The following is a 13764-nucleotide window of genomic DNA, read 5'->3' on the forward strand; positions in this document are numbered from 1 at the left end:
ACTTGACCCGATCAGCACCTGGCTGCGGAGGGTGTAGGCACACGACCCTCTACGGCCCTGCATGCGTTCCTCCAGGTCAACCCTCGATTTCGGGCTCACGTGTGACTACCAACTGCGGAACCCGGGTGCCAGCGCCTCCTGACCATGCTGATCGTGGCCGGCCCCTACCCCGCGTGGAACAGCCGCTCGCGCCCATCGCCGCGCGGACTCCAGTTCTTGCGATCCCTGGACGAGTTGTCGTTCGGCCGAAGCGACCGGCGCACGCAGCCGCTCTTCGTGGACGAGTTCGAGCTGCGCCCGCGCAACGACGACGAGCAGGGCGGGGCGCCCGACTACGCCGTCCTGTGGGACGACCGTCTCTGGCTGATCGAACTGAAGACGGAGACGTCGAGCCATCGGCGGGGTCAGCTCGCCACGTACTACACGCTGGCCGGCCATCACCATCCCGGGCTGAGCCTGGACCTCACCTACCTGACCCCGCCGTTCACGTTCAAGCCGCCGTCCGACCGGGACGGCGTCAGGTTCGCGCACGTCGACTGGACCCAGGTCGTGCCACTGCTGCGCGAGGTCTGGGCGAGGGCACGAACGCGGAACAGCGGGCCGTCGCCACGCTCGTCCAAGCGCTGGAGAGCATCGGTTCGAACTGGTCCGCGTGGCGCGCCCAGCGAGCTGAAACCGTACGTGACGAGCCGCCGGCCATCGAGGACCTGGACGCCATGGCACTGGCCGAGGCGACGGCCCGCGACGGTCGGCAGCGAGCCGTGGACCATCCGGCGGCCGACCTGGAGCGGCTCCAGCGTCTTCGCCTGACCCTGCGCCAGGCCCTCCGCGCCACGCCGGAACGATCTCCGCTGCGGTACGTGCAGCCGTGGCTCTGGAACGCCGCGACCAGCGGCGGAACCGCCCTCACGGCCTCCGGCCGAGACACCGGCTACGAGCTACGCCTCTCCCGCTACCGCAAGCCCGTGCACTGAGCAGCCGAAGACGTGAGTCGCCATGACGGAAACGCCGCAGGATACGCGGGATTCTCACCCTCGGTGAGCCCCGAGCGCGGCGATCCTCCCCGATCCTGGCGGAACCGGCTCATGCCCGCTCGCACGCGCGCGACCGCAACGATCGGCCGGCCCCGCGATGGCCGACCAGCGAGAACCGCGCCACGCACGAAGCCGACCAGCGAGAACCGTGCCACGCACGAAGCCGACCAGCCGCAGCGGACACGCAGCCCGCGCCGGACGGTGCCGCCGCCGTCTCGTGCGCACGACAAAGATCTCGTGCGCACGACGAAGATCTGGTGTGCACGACGAAGATCTCGTGCGCTCGACAAAGAATCGCCATCGTTTGGCGATCGGTCCGTTTCGCGGGAGTAGGCCCTGACTCCGCGCGGTAGGACCTGGTCTTGATACCGGCGAGCTCTCGAAGGGAACGGCAATGAGGACCTTGCCGGCCACGATGACGGTGCTCGCGGCCGCCGCGGTCCTGACGGGCGGCTGCGGCGGCGAGCAGAACGGGTCCGAACCGGGCGGGGCGGGACAGGCCGGGCCAAGCGCTCCCGGCCAGGTGAAACCGGTCATTCTCCCGGAGGAGGCCCTCGTCTCGAGCGAGGACAGCGGCGACCTCCCCGAGGCCACGACTCAGGTGGCGCTGGACTGCCAGAAGATGTCGCAGACCCGCGATTTCGCGGGCACGGCGCGGGCGATGGAGGCGGTGGCGTCGTCCGCGGACAGTCCGCCCAGCGCGAAGGCGCTCGCGAAGGTCTGCCAGTCGGCGGCGAACGCCAATCAGAGCAAGTGGCAGGAGGCGTTCGAGGACGCCCAGGAGGCGGAGCAGCTGACCAAGCAGGGGGGATTCGCCAACGTCGTTTCTCCATCGACGCAGCGCAAGACCTTGCGGATGCTCAACCGTTCGAAAATGCACAGCGCCCTGGCCATCGGCGACGCGGAGGGCGCCCGGCAAGCGTACGCCGAGCTGGAACGGCTCGGCGGCGTTTCACAGCAGGACCTCTGGAGCTCGTGCTCGGTGGCGAGCGATCCGTCCGTGCTCCCGGAGTGCGCGACCGTCAAGCCCCCGGCCCCGGGGACGGCGACGCCGTCGGACGAGCAGCCCCCGCCGGACGACGAATCGTCACCGGACGAGCCGGGCGAGCCGACCGACCGGCCCGAGGAACCCACCGAGTCAGGCCCCGGCACGACCGACGGCCCGACCGACGACCAGACGGACCCCGGCGACCCCGCCGAGCCGACCGACGAGGGCGACTCCCCACCCGGCGACGACGGTCCGGCCCCGGCCGAGTCGTGAAGCCTCGTCCATGAGCACGTCCGCGGATGACGGCGGCGAGCCGGGCCAGGATTTCGCCCGCGTATGGGCCATCCTCGCCCACATCGTGACGCCGACCACCTTCGTCGCGGCGATCATGATGTACTTCGGCGCCGTCCGGGCCAACACCATGTACGGCCGGCTCGGCGTGGACCCGAGCCTGCTCGGCCTGACCCTGCAGGACTACGTGCTGCGCAGCGTCACCCTGACGATCGAACCGCTGATCCTGATCCTGGCGCTGGCGCTGCTCGCACCGCCGTTGCACGTGCGGCTGGTCCGAGCCGCGAGCAGGCACCGTACCGCCATGAAACGGGTGGTCACGGCGATGGCCGTGCTGGGGGTCGCCTGCGCGGCGGTCGGCATCGCGAGCTTGGCGGGCTGGCTGCGGCTGCCGGTCTACGTCATGCCCTTCTGCCTGGGGCTCGGCGTATTCGTGCTGGTCTACTGCGCCTCCCTGTACCAGAGGCTCAATCCCGGACGCACGATCTCCCCCACCTACCGGGTGGCCCAGCGTACGGGCTGCGTGGCGCTCCTGCTGATCCTGCTGCTGTGGGCGGTCACCCAGACCGCGCAGCGGCGCGGGATCGATGCGGCCAACCGGTACCGGCTGAACCCGGGCATGATGCCCAGCACCGTGGTCTACGCGGCGCGGCGCCTCTACCTTGAGGGACCGGGAATCACCGAGACCACGCTGCCCGACCCCGACGCGATGTTCCGCTACCGCTATGCCGGGCTGCGGCTGCTGATCCATTCCAACCAGCGCTACTTCCTCCTCCCCGCCTGCTGGGCGACCAACCCGTGGGCCCGCGCGATCGCCCTTCCCGCCGGCGAGGCGCTGCGGCTGGAGTTCTCCGTGCTCAGGCTGCCGCCGGAGTGCCCGGCCTGATTCGCCGAGTGCCCTTCTTGACGGGCACGTCGCAGCGGTAGCCGGGGATCGTCCCCCGGCGCTGTGGGTTCCGGCATCGGCACCGAGACGGAGGGACGGCCGATCAGCGCGCTCAATCGACCGCCGCCTCCGATGGGTTGGTCAGGGAGGTGGTGCGCTGGTCGAAGAACAGGCGGGCGACCAGGTCGCCCCTGGACCCGGTGCCGGACTTGGCGAAGATCGACTTCAGATGGTCCTGAACGGTGTACGTCGCCAGCTCCAGCCGGTTGGCGATCTGCCTGGTCGACAGCCCTTGCGCGACGAGTTCCGTGACCCGTCTCTCCCGCTGGGTGAGCCCGTACATGTCGGCCAGCAGCGGCGCCATCTCCGCCGGACGGGCCGCTTCGAGCAGCACCGCGACCGGCGCCGACGGCCCCTCGCCCAGCAGTGACCCGCGGACGATCAGCCAACGGCCCGTCCGGGTTCGCACCCGCGCCCGGGCCGGCCCGACCTCGGCGACCCGTTTCCCGGCGGCGATGGCACGCGCCTGGCCGGCGACGGAGCGGATCACCAGCGGCAGCCTGGTGCCGGCTCGGCCGCCGATACCGAGCTCGTCGATCCACTGCTCGGCCTCCCGGTTGGCGAGGTCGACGCCGTCGTCGGGGTCCAGGACGAGCATTCCGGTGTCGGGACGGCCGGCGCGGGCGTCGTCCAGCAGCAGGGCCCGGCGCAATCCGTCCGAGAGCAGTGCGGTCAGCGACGAGAGCAGCCGCACCTCCGACGACGAGAAGTACGGGCGGTCCGTCTCGCGGAACACGGTGAGCGCGCCCCACGTGCCGGTGCCGCTGGACAGGACGACCCGCAGCTCGTCGGCGTAGCCCCCGGGACGCCGTACCTCTCGCTGACGGCGGCTGAGGTCGAGGTCGCCGGCGGTCACGTGGCTCAGGCTCGCCGCCGCCGTGCCCGCGCGGGCCAGGTCGACCCACTTGGCGTAGTCAGGTTCGCGCAACTCGATCTCGACGAGCCGGCTGATCGAATCCGCGGGCAGCCCGTTCTCGACGTACTCGGCGGTCGGCAGCATGGTGGCCGGGTCCATGGTCATCAAGCAGGAGCCCTCGGACGGCACCACGGCGTTCAGGGCATCGCTCACCGCGCGCCAGTAGGCCTCAACCGGCATCCCGCGGTGAACCAGCCGCCCGATGTCGGCGCGGACCCTTTCACGCATCGCCTGGTCGTGGACCATGGTTCAGCGTAGCCGTACCCCCCAGAAATGTGGGATACCCGCGAGAACGCGGTCGCGGCAGGCTGGTCGCAGGGAAGGGAGGAGCCACGATGAGGACCTTGCACATAGGGCTGCGGGTGACCGACCGCGCGCGGTCGCTGGCGTTCTACGAGGCCATCGGGTACGAGGTCGTCGGGTGCGTGCCCGAGACGCCGATCGGGCATCTGACCATGCTCAAGCTGCCCGGCGACGAGTTCGTGACCGTCGAGCTCGTGCACGACGCCGAGCCGGTCGTCCGCGGCACCGACGTGAGCCATTTCGTCATCCAGGTCGAGTCGATGGCCGACACGCTGCGGCTGCTCGCCGCACGCGGGATTGAGCCCGTCGGCCCTGGTCAGGACAGTGCGGACGGCCTGAAGACGGCGTTCGTCGCCGACCCGGACGGCCGCAGGATCGAACTCGTCCAGTGGCCGCCCGGCCACGCCGACGGCATGACCGCGGCCGATTGGGCCGATTCGAGCGCGGGGAAGGACGACTCCGATGGGTGACGCGCCGATTCGTCTGTACATGGCCATGTCCGTCGACGGCTTCATCGCCGGTCCTGACGACCGTGCGGGCCAGGAGCTGGGACGCGGGGGCGGGCGGTTGTTCAACTGGCTCGACCAGCGGATGTCGTCCGGGGTCGACGGTCAGGTGTACCGCGAGGCGCTGGCCACCGGCGCCGTGATCTCGGGGCGGCGTACGTTCGAGCTGGCCGGCCGGTGGCAGGGCGATCACCACGACGGCGTGCCGATCCACGTGCTGACCCATCACGTCGAGGCGGACGACGTGCCGCCGGGCAGCGCGAAGTTCTACACCGACGTCGACGCGTGCGCCGCCGATGCCAAGGAGGCCGCGCAGGGCCGTGCGGTGCTGGTGCACGGCGCGGGCGCGGCGCGGGCGCTGCTGGCGGCCGGTCGGCTCGACGAGCTCGAACTGCACCTCGTCCCCGTGCTACTGGGCGGTGGACGCCGGCTGTTCGAGTCCACCGGGCTCGATCCCGTCGAGCTGGAGCTGGTACGCAGGCTCGACGGCAGCGACGCCACGCACCTGCGTTACCGGGTCGTCCGTGGAGGCGGAACACGGTCATGACCGCCATTTCGCGCGTTTCTTCTCGTCGTCTGTGTCTTTTGCCGCAGAAGACCGGCCGGAGCGCGTCATAACCTGCCGTCGACAGGCGAAAGCCCCCGGGCGGGTGAACGGACTGGGGCTCCGTAGCCGGATACGCAAGTCCGCCGCCACATCATCATGACGCCAAGGAAGATCACGACAGCAGCCGTTTCCGCGACCGTCCTCGCGAGCCTGCTCACTCCAGCCGCCGCCGCGGCGAGCACCTCCCCCGCACACGTGCCGAACGCCGGTGAAACCACGGCCGCCGCTCTCGCCTGCGGCCCGGGGCGGGTGTTCCTCGACGGGATCAGAGCCCTCGACGTCCTCGAAGAAGGCGAGCGGGACGAGGTGTACATCCTGAACGAGAAGGGCGTGAAGATCTGGCCGAGGACCGCGCCCTACGTGTCGATGGCCAAGGGGCAGCGGGTCGAGGTGGACAAGTGCGTCCGGGTCGGCGCCACGCTCCGGCTCTGGGACGACGACGGTCCACTCAATCCCGACGATTTCATGGGCCTCACCAAGATCCTCAGCGAGTCCACCTTCAACCACGTCTTCGACAACCGAGCCAGCAGGTACCGGCTCGGGGTCATCGCCTGACCTCCGGGCCCGTCGACGCCGGCCGGCCGCGGGCCGCCGCCGGCGTTGACGATCGTGATCCACTGTGACGGAATGCCTTGAACTGCCGCGCCAATGTCCATAACGTGCAAAACGAGGGCAGAATACTCAGCCTTCGAACACCGTCCGTCCGCTGCAGACACACCCCTAAAGCGAGTGACATTCGGGCAGGTGAGGTTGGCATGCGCATCAGTGGGCAGGCGCATCAGTGGGCAGGCGCTGCGCGCCGCGCGGGTGAAGGCGGGGATCTCGATGCGGGGCATGGCCCGCCGCACCAGGATCTCCTACAGCCATCTGTCCAACGTGGAACGCGGCGACCGGGCGGCCACCGCGCCGGTGGTGGAGGCGTACCGGCGCGCGCTGGCGGACAAGGGCCACGTCCTGGTCACGGGGGGCCAGGACGTGCGGTTCCGCGAGGTGTCGGACCTGCTGCGCGATTCCGGCAACGGTCTGCCGGGCGGCGCCGTTCCCGCGCTGACCGCCGCCGAGACCGTCCGCGCCGGGCTGCACGACGCGGTCGGCCGCCGCTCCCGCGCCGAGTGGTGGCAGCAGGCCATCGCCGACTACGGCGCCAGCCACTACCTCGCCCCACCCACGGAACTGCTGCGCGACCTGCTCGCCGACGCCGCCGTGCTCAAGAAGCACATCTCCGACGGCGCCGAAGCCGACCGGCGCGGGTTGCTGCGCTCCGCGGGGTATCTGGCCGGCGTCACCGCGTACGCGTGGTCGAATCTGGGCGAGCGCCGCCAGGCCCGCCGCTGGTGGCACACCGCCATCGACGCCGCCGACCAGTCCGAGGACCCGACCGCGCAGGTGTGGGTACGCGCATGGGCGGTGGCCAACGGCCCTTACATCGACCGGCGGCTGGGCGAGAGCCTCACCCTGGCCCGTGAACGGCTCGGCGAGCACCTCGCCCCGGCCAGTGCGTCCTGCGCGTTGCTGAGCGGACTCGCCCAGACCCAGGCCGATCTCGGCGACCCCGCGGCCGTGACGACGCTGCGGCAGCTGGCCGAGCTCACCGAGCGGGTGCCCACCGCGGTCGCCCACGATCGGGGGTCGTTGTTCGGCTGGCCGGAGGTCCGGCTGCGGTACACCGAGTCTCACGTGCACACCGCCTGCGGCGACACGTCCGCCGCCTACGCCGCCCAGGACCGCGCGCTGGGCATCTACCACACCGACATGCCCCGCGATCGGGCCAGGATCCTGCTGCACCGCGCGCGCTGCCTGGTCATCGACGGCGACATCGCCGGGGGCATCGCATGCGCCACCGGCGTGCTCGACAACATCGACGCCACCGTGCGCTTCGAGAGCGTGAACGTCACCGCCAAGGCGGTGCTCGCCGCCGTCCCGCCGCGCGCCCGCAAGCTGGCCGTGGTCACCGCTCTCCACGACAGGTTGCGGAGCACCTAGCCCCGGCGGCGCGCGCGACCGCCTGCCGGCCTGCCGGCCCGCCAGGAGAGCCACGCCGGTGGACGGCCGCGGCCGGCTGAGGGGTATTCAGCGTATTCATCGGGCCGACCAGCGAGAACGCGACCGGTGAGCATCGCGTCATGACGTCGACGCCCTTGACCGGGCACCTGGCCTGTCCGACTCTTCGTGCACCGGACGACATCCACCCCAGAACGGCCTCCGGCCGTGCCGCGCCAGTGTCGCTGATCCGCGACGGCTCGGCATGCACCCCCCGAGGAGAGACCCATGGCGTTGAAACGTCTGCTGCGCAGATCGGCGGCCATCGCGGCACTGGCCGTGGTGGCCACGACGGCCGGCTTCGGCCAGGCCGCTCAAGCCGCGCCCACCGACGAGATCCGGTACGCCGGAGACCCGGCAGCGGTCGCCGGTTCGTACATCGTGGTGCTCAAGGACGCGGTCGGCGCGAACTCCGTCAAGGCCACCGCCGGCGGCCTCGCCACCCGGTACGGCGGCCACGTCAAGCGGACCTACCAGCACGCGCTGCACGGGTTCGCCGCGGAGATGTCCCCGGCCGCGGCGGCCAGGCTCGCGGCCGACCCGGCCGTGGCGTACGTGGAGCAGAACCGCACGATCTCGCTGGCGGGAACCCAGGCGGCGCCCGCGTCGTGGGGCCTGGACCGGATCGACCAGCGGGCCCTGCCGCTGGACAACGCATACGCGCCGCAGAACACCGGTTCCGGGGTGAAGGCGTACATCATCGACACGGGTGTCCAGTTCAGTCACAGCGACTTCGGCGGCCGCGCGATCTCCGGCATCGACACCGTCGACGGTGACTTCAACGCCGCCGACTGCCACGGGCACGGCACGCACGTCGCCGGCACCACCGGCGGCACGGCGTACGGTGTGGCCAAGGGTGTCACCATCGTCGGCGTGCGGGTCATCGGCTGCAACGGGTCGGGCACGTACGCGGGCGTCATCGCCGGCGTCGACTGGGTCGCCGCCGACCACGCCGCCGGGGCCCGCGCCGTGGCGAACATGAGTCTCGCCGGGCCCGCCGACGAGGCGCTCGACGACGCCGTCGTCCGCGCGATCAACGACGGTGTCGTCTTCGCCGTCGCCGCCGCCAACAACAACACCGACGCCTGCTCCTACACCCCGGCCGGCGTCCCCGCGGCGATCACCGTCGGCGCGACCACGAACACCGACGCGCGTGCCTCGTACTCCAACTACGGCTACTGCGTGGACGTCTTCGCCCCGGGCAGCGGCATCACCTCGGCCTGGATCGGCTCGGACACCGCCACCTCCACCGTCAACGGCACCTCGATGGCGACCCCGCACGTGGCCGGCGCCGCCGCGCTCGTGCTGGCCGCCAACCCCGGCTTCACCCCGCAGCAGGTACGCGACAAGCTGGTCGTCAACACCGCCACCTACAACGCGATCACCGACCCGGGCCCGGGTTCACCGAACCGGCTGCTCTACGTCGGCCAGGTCCAGCCCCCGGCCCAGGACTTCGCCCTCGCCGTCGCACCCGGCTCCGGCAGCACCGGCATCGGCGGCTCGGTCTCGGCGACCGCGAGCACCACGACGACCGTCGGCGGCCCGGAACCGGTGACCCTGTCGGTCGCCGGACTTCCCGCCGGCGCCACCGCGAGCTTCAGCCCGGCGACGGTCACCTCCGGCGCGAGCTCGACGATGACCATCACCACCGCCGCCACGACCGCGCCGGGCACCTACCCGGTCACCGTCGTCGGCGCGGGCACCTTCCACGCGCAGAACGCGTCCTACACGCTGACCGTCAACGCCGCGCCCGGCTGCTCGCAGGCCAACGGGACCGACATGCCGATCCCCGAGAGCAGCAGGAAGTCCACGGAAAGCCCGATCACCATCTCCGGCTGCGCCGGGACCGTCGGGCCGAGCACGATCGAGGTGCACATCAAGCACACCTACATCAGCGACCTGTACGTCAGCCTGATCTCCCCCAAGGGCACCGAATACATGCTGCACAGCCGCCGCGGCGTGGACGCCCGCAACATCGACAAGGTCTACACGCTGGACCTGACCGGCCAGACCGCGAACGGCACCTGGAAGCTGCGCGCGCGGGACGCGGCGCCAGGCGAGGTCGGCTACATCGACAGCTGGACGCTCAACCTCGGCACCTGACCGAGGTGACCGTCCCCGGCTCACCGGCGGCGCCCGGCCGATCCCCGGCCGGGCGCCGTGGCGCGCTCGCCGCGGAACGAACCGGACGGCACGCGGCCTTCCCGGCCGGGCGAGGCGAGGCGAGGCGAAAGACCATCTCGCCGGAAACGTCGACGGGGGGAATAGTGTGAAGCATGGATCGACGCATCTTCGGCCTGGAGAACGAGTACGGCGTCACCTGCACCTTCCGGGGTCAGCGCAGGCTGTCGCCGGACGAGGTCGCGCGCTACCTGTTCCGGCGGGTCGTGTCCTGGGGCCGGTCGAGCAACGTGTTCCTGCCCAACGGCGCACGTCTGTATCTGGACGTGGGCAGCCATCCCGAGTACGCCACCCCCGAGTGCGACGACATCGTGGAGCTGGTCACCCACGACAAGGCCGGCGAGCGGATCCTGGAGGGGCTGGTCGCCGACGCCGAGAAACGGCTGCGCGAGGAGGGCATCGTCGGCGACATCTACCTGTTCAAGAACAACACCGACTCGGCCGGCAACTCCTACGGCTGTCACGAGAACTACTGCGTGGGCCGGCACGGCGAGTTCGGCCGGCTGGCGGACGTGCTGATCCCGTTCCTGGTCACCCGGCAGATCATCTGCGGCGCCGGGAAGGTGCTGCAGACCCCGCGGGGCGCGGTCTACTGCGTGTCGCAGCGGGCCGAGCACATCTGGGAGGGGGTGTCGTCGGCGACGACCCGGTCCCGTCCGATCATCAACACCCGTGACGAGCCGCACGGCGACGCCGAGCGGTTCCGCCGGCTGCACGTCATCGTCGGCGACTCGAACATGAGCGAGACCACGATGCTGCTCAAGGTCGGCGCCACCGACCTGGTGCTGCGCATGATCGAGTCGGGCACGGTGATGCGCGACCTGAGCCTGGAGAACCCGATCAGGGCGATCCGCGAGGTCTCGCACGACATGACCGGCCGGCGGCGGGTCCGGCTGGCCAACGGGCGTGAGGCGTCGTCGCTGGAGATCCAGCAGGAGTACCTGTCCAAGGCGAAGGACTTCGTGGACCGGCGGGGCGGCGGCGTGACCGCGCACCGGGTGCTGGAGCTGTGGGAGCGCACCCTGCGCGCGGTGGAGTCCGGCGACCTGGACTCGGTGTCCAGGGAGATCGACTGGGTGATCAAGTATCAGCTCATCGAGCGGTACCGGAAGAAGTACGACCTGCCGCTGTCCTCGCCCAGGGTGGCCCAGCTCGACCTGGCCTACCACGACGTGCACCGCAGGCGCGGCCTGTACTACCTGCTGCAGCGGCGTGGCGCGGTGGAACGGGTGGCGTCCGACCTGAAGATCTTCGAGGCCAAGTCGGTGCCGCCGCAGACCACCAGGGCGCGGCTGCGCGGCGAGTTCATCCGCAGGGCCCAGGAGAAGCGGCGCGACTTCACCGTCGACTGGGTGCACCTGAAGCTGAACGACCAGGCGCAGCGCACGGTGCTGTGCAAGGACCCGTTCCGCAGCGTCGACGAGAGGGTGGACAAACTGATCGCCGGCATGTGACCGAGCGGAGCCGGCTCGGGGGTCAGCGATCCTGTTTTCGCGCCGCCAGGACGATGAGCGCCCCCGAGACGGCCCCGGCGAAGAACGGGCTCGGCACGAGCAGCACGCCGCCAAGCACGCACCAGGCCGCGAGTGCCCAGCCGATCCCGGCGGGCACGGCCACCCCGCGCCCGGCGAGGTGCCAGATCAGGCAGCCCAGAAGGATCAGCGGTACGGCGAAGCTGCCGGGGCCGCCCCAGAAGGTGGCCTTGTTCCGCATGGACTCCACCGTCTGGACGACGCCCTGGTCCAGGAGCGGGACGGCGGCCCACATCCCCCGATCCAGCCAGCCGCCGATGTCCGCCCAGGCGATGAGCGCCAGCAGGGTCAGGTGTCCGGCGCCCAGGACGAGCATGATCCCGCTCGCCCAGCGCAGCAGCCGCTTCCTGGAGTTCATGGTGACTTCCCCTCCTCGTGTCCCACCCGCGCGGTTCGGGCCGGGCGGCCTCATGAGAGCGCCTTGGCGGCCATCATGGCCAGCAGCGTCAGCTGGTCGAGTTCGGGCGTGGCGGCGGGGTCGAGTTCGCGGTAGCGGCGGTGGACGTTGACCACGATCCGCTCGGCGTCCAGCCAGGTGGCGTACTCGTCCAGGTCCACGGCCTCGATCGCCTCGGCGAAGGACAGGCCACGGGCGTGCGCGGCGTCCGCCTGCTCGACCACGTGGGTGAGGTAGCCGCGTACCGCGCGGACCCCGTCGAGGTCGGTGACAGGGCCGTGCCCGGGGACGATGGTGCCGGCGCCGATGGCGATCATCTTGTCGCAGGCGGCGATCCAGTTGGCGATCGGGCCGCGCCACACGATCGGGGTGCAGCCGACGAACAGCAGGTCGCCCGCGAAGAGCACGCCCGCGTCCGGCACGTGCACGACGGAGTCGGCGGCGGTGTGGGCGGGGCCGAGGTCCAGCACGCGCACCTCGCGGCCGCCGATGTCCAGGGTGAGCTCCCGGTCGTAGGTCTGATCGGGCAGCCGCAGGCGGATGCCGCTGAAGTCGAAGGCGGCGAAGCGCTCGCGGAAGTAGGGGGTGGCCGGGCCGAGGTCCACGACCTGGGTGGCGGTCAGCATCTCGGGCGGCATCTCGTGGCGCATCTCCGCGCAGGTGGCCTCGGCGGCGACGATCCTGGTGCCCTCGCCCAGCAACTGGTTGCCGTGGGTGTGGTCGCCGTTGGCGTGGGTGACGACGGCGTGGGTGAGCGGATGCCGGTCGGTGATCGGGCGCATGGCGTCGAGCATCTCGGCGGTCAGCGGCAGGTCGAACAGGGTGTCGACCAGGAGGGACGCGCCGTCGCCGCTGATCAGTCCGGCGTTGCTCCAGCCGTACCCGCCGTCGGGCAGCAGCCAGGCCCACACGCCCGCGCCGACCTCGTGCAGCCCGCGCGTGTAGGGGAGCTTCGACGGCGCGCGGTTGACGCGCGGGCGCGCGGGCTTCTTGTCCGGGTTGTGGCGCGGTGCCAGCGGGTACGGCGCGGCGGACGCGCGGACGGTCTGGCGGATGCCGCCCAGCCCGTCCACGGTCAGTTCGACGACGTCGCCGTCACGCAACCAGCCGGGGAAGGCGGACGGGTCGGCGAGTGACAGGTGCTCGACGAGGCAGCAGCCGGGCACGGTGCCCGAGCCGAACACGTCACCGGGCACCAGGTCCACGCCGCGCGAGGCGTAGGAGATGACCTCGCCGAAGCTCCAGTCCATGTCGTCGGTGCCGCCCGAGCCGATGAGCCTGCCGTTGACCCTGGCCTCGGCCCGCAGCGCGAGCCTGCCGTCGCGGCGGTAGGGCTCCAGCTCGTCGGGGGTGACCAGGAACGGGCCGAGCGTGGTCGCGCCGTCCTTGCCCTTGGCCTGGCCGATCGCCAGCGGCGTCTCGCGCAGTTGCAGGTCGCGCGCCGACCAGTCGTTGTAGATGGTGTAGCCGATGATCTGCTCCTCGGCCTGCTCCGGCGTGAGGTCACGGCCGCCCGTTCCGATGACGGCGGCGATCTCCAGCTCGAAGTCGAACCAGGCGCTGCCGGGCGAGATCGTCACGTCGTCGTACGGGCCGGCGATCGTCGAGGGGCAGGCGAAGTAGAAGGCCGGGATCTCGTACCAGGTGTCAGGGAGCGTGCGCGGCTGACCGGTGGCCTGCCGGCAGTTGCGCATGTGGTCCAGGAAGCACAGACAGTCGCGGACCGACGGCGGGCGCGGGATCGGGGCCCGCAGCCTGGCCTCGGCCAGCAGGACCGTCCGCGCGTTCGAGGATAACGCCGCCTCGCCCGCCGCCCGGAGTTCGTCCGGGCCTCGGGCGATGAGGTCGATCAGGCTCACGCCCGGCTCGACGGGATGGATCCGGTCCGCCCCGATCACTCCGACGCGGTCTCCGGCGTCTGTCGCATAGGTCACCCAGCGCATGGCGCGCCCCCTTGCCGTCCGTTCTATGTTGGCCGACATAGGTTATATCGGCCAACATTCGCTATGACATCCGGCATCGG

At 71.1% G+C, this 13764-nt stretch carries 13 protein-coding genes; 10 read left to right on the forward strand and 3 right to left on the reverse strand.

Annotated features, from left to right (window positions below):
* The first annotated feature begins 153 nt into the window (after positions 1 to 153).
* From HII36_RS11490 to HII36_RS11505, 4 genes are all read left to right on the forward strand, one after another.
* Complete coding sequence (locus tag HII36_RS11490; protein ID WP_173523106.1) at positions 154 to 810, forward strand: hypothetical protein; 657 nt, start codon at positions 154 to 156, stop codon at positions 808 to 810.
* Positions 762 to 974, forward strand: a complete 213-nt coding sequence (locus tag HII36_RS11495) for a hypothetical protein (protein ID WP_173523107.1) — start codon at positions 762 to 764, stop codon at positions 972 to 974. Before HII36_RS11490 ends, HII36_RS11495 begins: the two co-directional genes overlap by 49 nt.
* 454 nt (positions 975 to 1428) lie before the next feature.
* On the forward strand, positions 1429 to 2295 hold the full coding sequence (locus tag HII36_RS11500) for a hypothetical protein (RefSeq protein ID WP_173523108.1): 867 nt from the start codon (positions 1429 to 1431) through the stop codon (positions 2293 to 2295).
* 10 nt (positions 2296 to 2305) lie between these two features.
* The gene (locus HII36_RS11505) at positions 2306 to 3199 is read left to right on the forward strand and encodes a hypothetical protein (RefSeq protein ID WP_173523109.1); all 894 of its coding nucleotides are present in this window, start codon (positions 2306 to 2308) and stop codon (positions 3197 to 3199) included.
* A gap of 112 nt (positions 3200 to 3311) precedes the next feature.
* Here the strand turns inward: HII36_RS11505 and HII36_RS11510 are convergent, their stop codons facing one another.
* Positions 3312 to 4403, reverse strand: coding sequence for a helix-turn-helix transcriptional regulator (locus HII36_RS11510; protein WP_173523110.1), 1092 nt, complete (start codon positions 4401 to 4403; stop codon positions 3312 to 3314).
* Positions 4404 to 4510: 107 nt separating this feature from the next.
* Here HII36_RS11510 and HII36_RS11515 point away from each other — a divergent pair, with 107 nt between their 5' ends.
* The 6 genes from HII36_RS11515 to pafA all read left to right on the forward strand — a co-directional run bounded on the left by HII36_RS11515 (position 4511) and on the right by pafA (position 11266).
* Positions 4511 to 4948 (forward strand): VOC family protein, encoded by a 438-nt coding sequence (locus HII36_RS11515; RefSeq protein WP_173523111.1) that lies wholly within the window; start codon positions 4511 to 4513, stop codon positions 4946 to 4948.
* Positions 4941 to 5531 carry a dihydrofolate reductase family protein gene (locus HII36_RS11520; RefSeq protein ID WP_173523112.1) on the forward strand — a complete coding sequence of 197 codons (591 nt, stop codon included), beginning with the start codon at positions 4941 to 4943 and terminating at the stop codon, positions 5529 to 5531. Before HII36_RS11515 ends, HII36_RS11520 begins: the two co-directional genes overlap by 8 nt.
* A 156-nt stretch (positions 5532 to 5687) precedes the next feature.
* Positions 5688 to 6146, forward strand: a complete 459-nt coding sequence (locus HII36_RS11525; protein ID WP_173523113.1) for a hypothetical protein — start codon at positions 5688 to 5690, stop codon at positions 6144 to 6146.
* 210 nt (positions 6147 to 6356) lie between these two features.
* A complete protein-coding gene (locus HII36_RS11530) occupies positions 6357 to 7574 on the forward strand; it encodes a helix-turn-helix domain-containing protein (protein WP_217369403.1) in 1218 nt (405 codons plus the stop codon).
* A 285-nt stretch (positions 7575 to 7859) separates the two neighbouring features.
* Positions 7860 to 9734, forward strand: a complete 1875-nt coding sequence (locus HII36_RS11535) for a S8 family peptidase (protein ID WP_173523115.1) — start codon at positions 7860 to 7862, stop codon at positions 9732 to 9734.
* 173 nt (positions 9735 to 9907) lie between these two features.
* Positions 9908 to 11266: a Pup--protein ligase gene (gene pafA, locus HII36_RS11540; RefSeq protein WP_173523116.1), complete on the forward strand. Its 1359-nt coding sequence runs from the start codon at positions 9908 to 9910 to the stop codon at positions 11264 to 11266.
* A gap of 22 nt (positions 11267 to 11288) precedes the next feature.
* Here pafA and HII36_RS11545 read toward each other — a convergent pair whose 3' ends face one another.
* Complete coding sequence (locus HII36_RS11545; RefSeq protein WP_173523117.1) at positions 11289 to 11702, reverse strand: DUF6463 family protein; 414 nt, start codon at positions 11700 to 11702, stop codon at positions 11289 to 11291.
* A 50-nt stretch (positions 11703 to 11752) separates the two neighbouring features.
* Positions 11753 to 13684, reverse strand: coding sequence for a fumarylacetoacetate hydrolase family protein (locus HII36_RS11550; protein WP_173523118.1), 1932 nt, complete (start codon positions 13682 to 13684; stop codon positions 11753 to 11755).
* Positions 13685 to 13764 lie beyond the last annotated feature (80 nt).

Origin of the sequence: Nonomuraea antri (assembly GCF_013283785.1) — a bacterium.
Taxonomy (GTDB): domain Bacteria; phylum Actinomycetota; class Actinomycetes; order Streptosporangiales; family Streptosporangiaceae; genus Nonomuraea; species Nonomuraea antri.

Excerpts from the sequence above, each read along its gene's own strand:
- HII36_RS11525 (WP_173523113.1), top strand. The coding sequence starts at position 5,688 with ATGACGCCAAGGAAGATCACGACAGCAGCCGTTTCCGCGACCGTCCTC.
- HII36_RS11535 (WP_173523115.1), top strand. The coding sequence starts at position 7,860 with ATGGCGTTGAAACGTCTGCTGCGCAGATCGGCGGCCATCGCGGCACTG.
- HII36_RS11510 (WP_173523110.1), bottom strand. The coding sequence starts at position 4,403 with ATGCGTGAAAGGGTCCGCGCCGACATCGGGCGGCTGGTTCACCGCGGG.
- HII36_RS11550 (WP_173523118.1), bottom strand. The coding sequence starts at position 13,684 with ATGCGCTGGGTGACCTATGCGACAGACGCCGGAGACCGCGTCGGAGTG.
- HII36_RS11545 (WP_173523117.1), bottom strand. The coding sequence starts at position 11,702 with ATGAACTCCAGGAAGCGGCTGCTGCGCTGGGCGAGCGGGATCATGCTC.
- HII36_RS11500 (WP_173523108.1), top strand. The coding sequence starts at position 1,429 with ATGAGGACCTTGCCGGCCACGATGACGGTGCTCGCGGCCGCCGCGGTC.
- HII36_RS11505 (WP_173523109.1), top strand. The coding sequence starts at position 2,306 with ATGAGCACGTCCGCGGATGACGGCGGCGAGCCGGGCCAGGATTTCGCC.
- pafA (WP_173523116.1), top strand. The coding sequence starts at position 9,908 with ATGGATCGACGCATCTTCGGCCTGGAGAACGAGTACGGCGTCACCTGC.
- HII36_RS11515 (WP_173523111.1), top strand. The coding sequence starts at position 4,511 with ATGAGGACCTTGCACATAGGGCTGCGGGTGACCGACCGCGCGCGGTCG.
- HII36_RS11520 (WP_173523112.1), top strand. The coding sequence starts at position 4,941 with ATGGGTGACGCGCCGATTCGTCTGTACATGGCCATGTCCGTCGACGGC.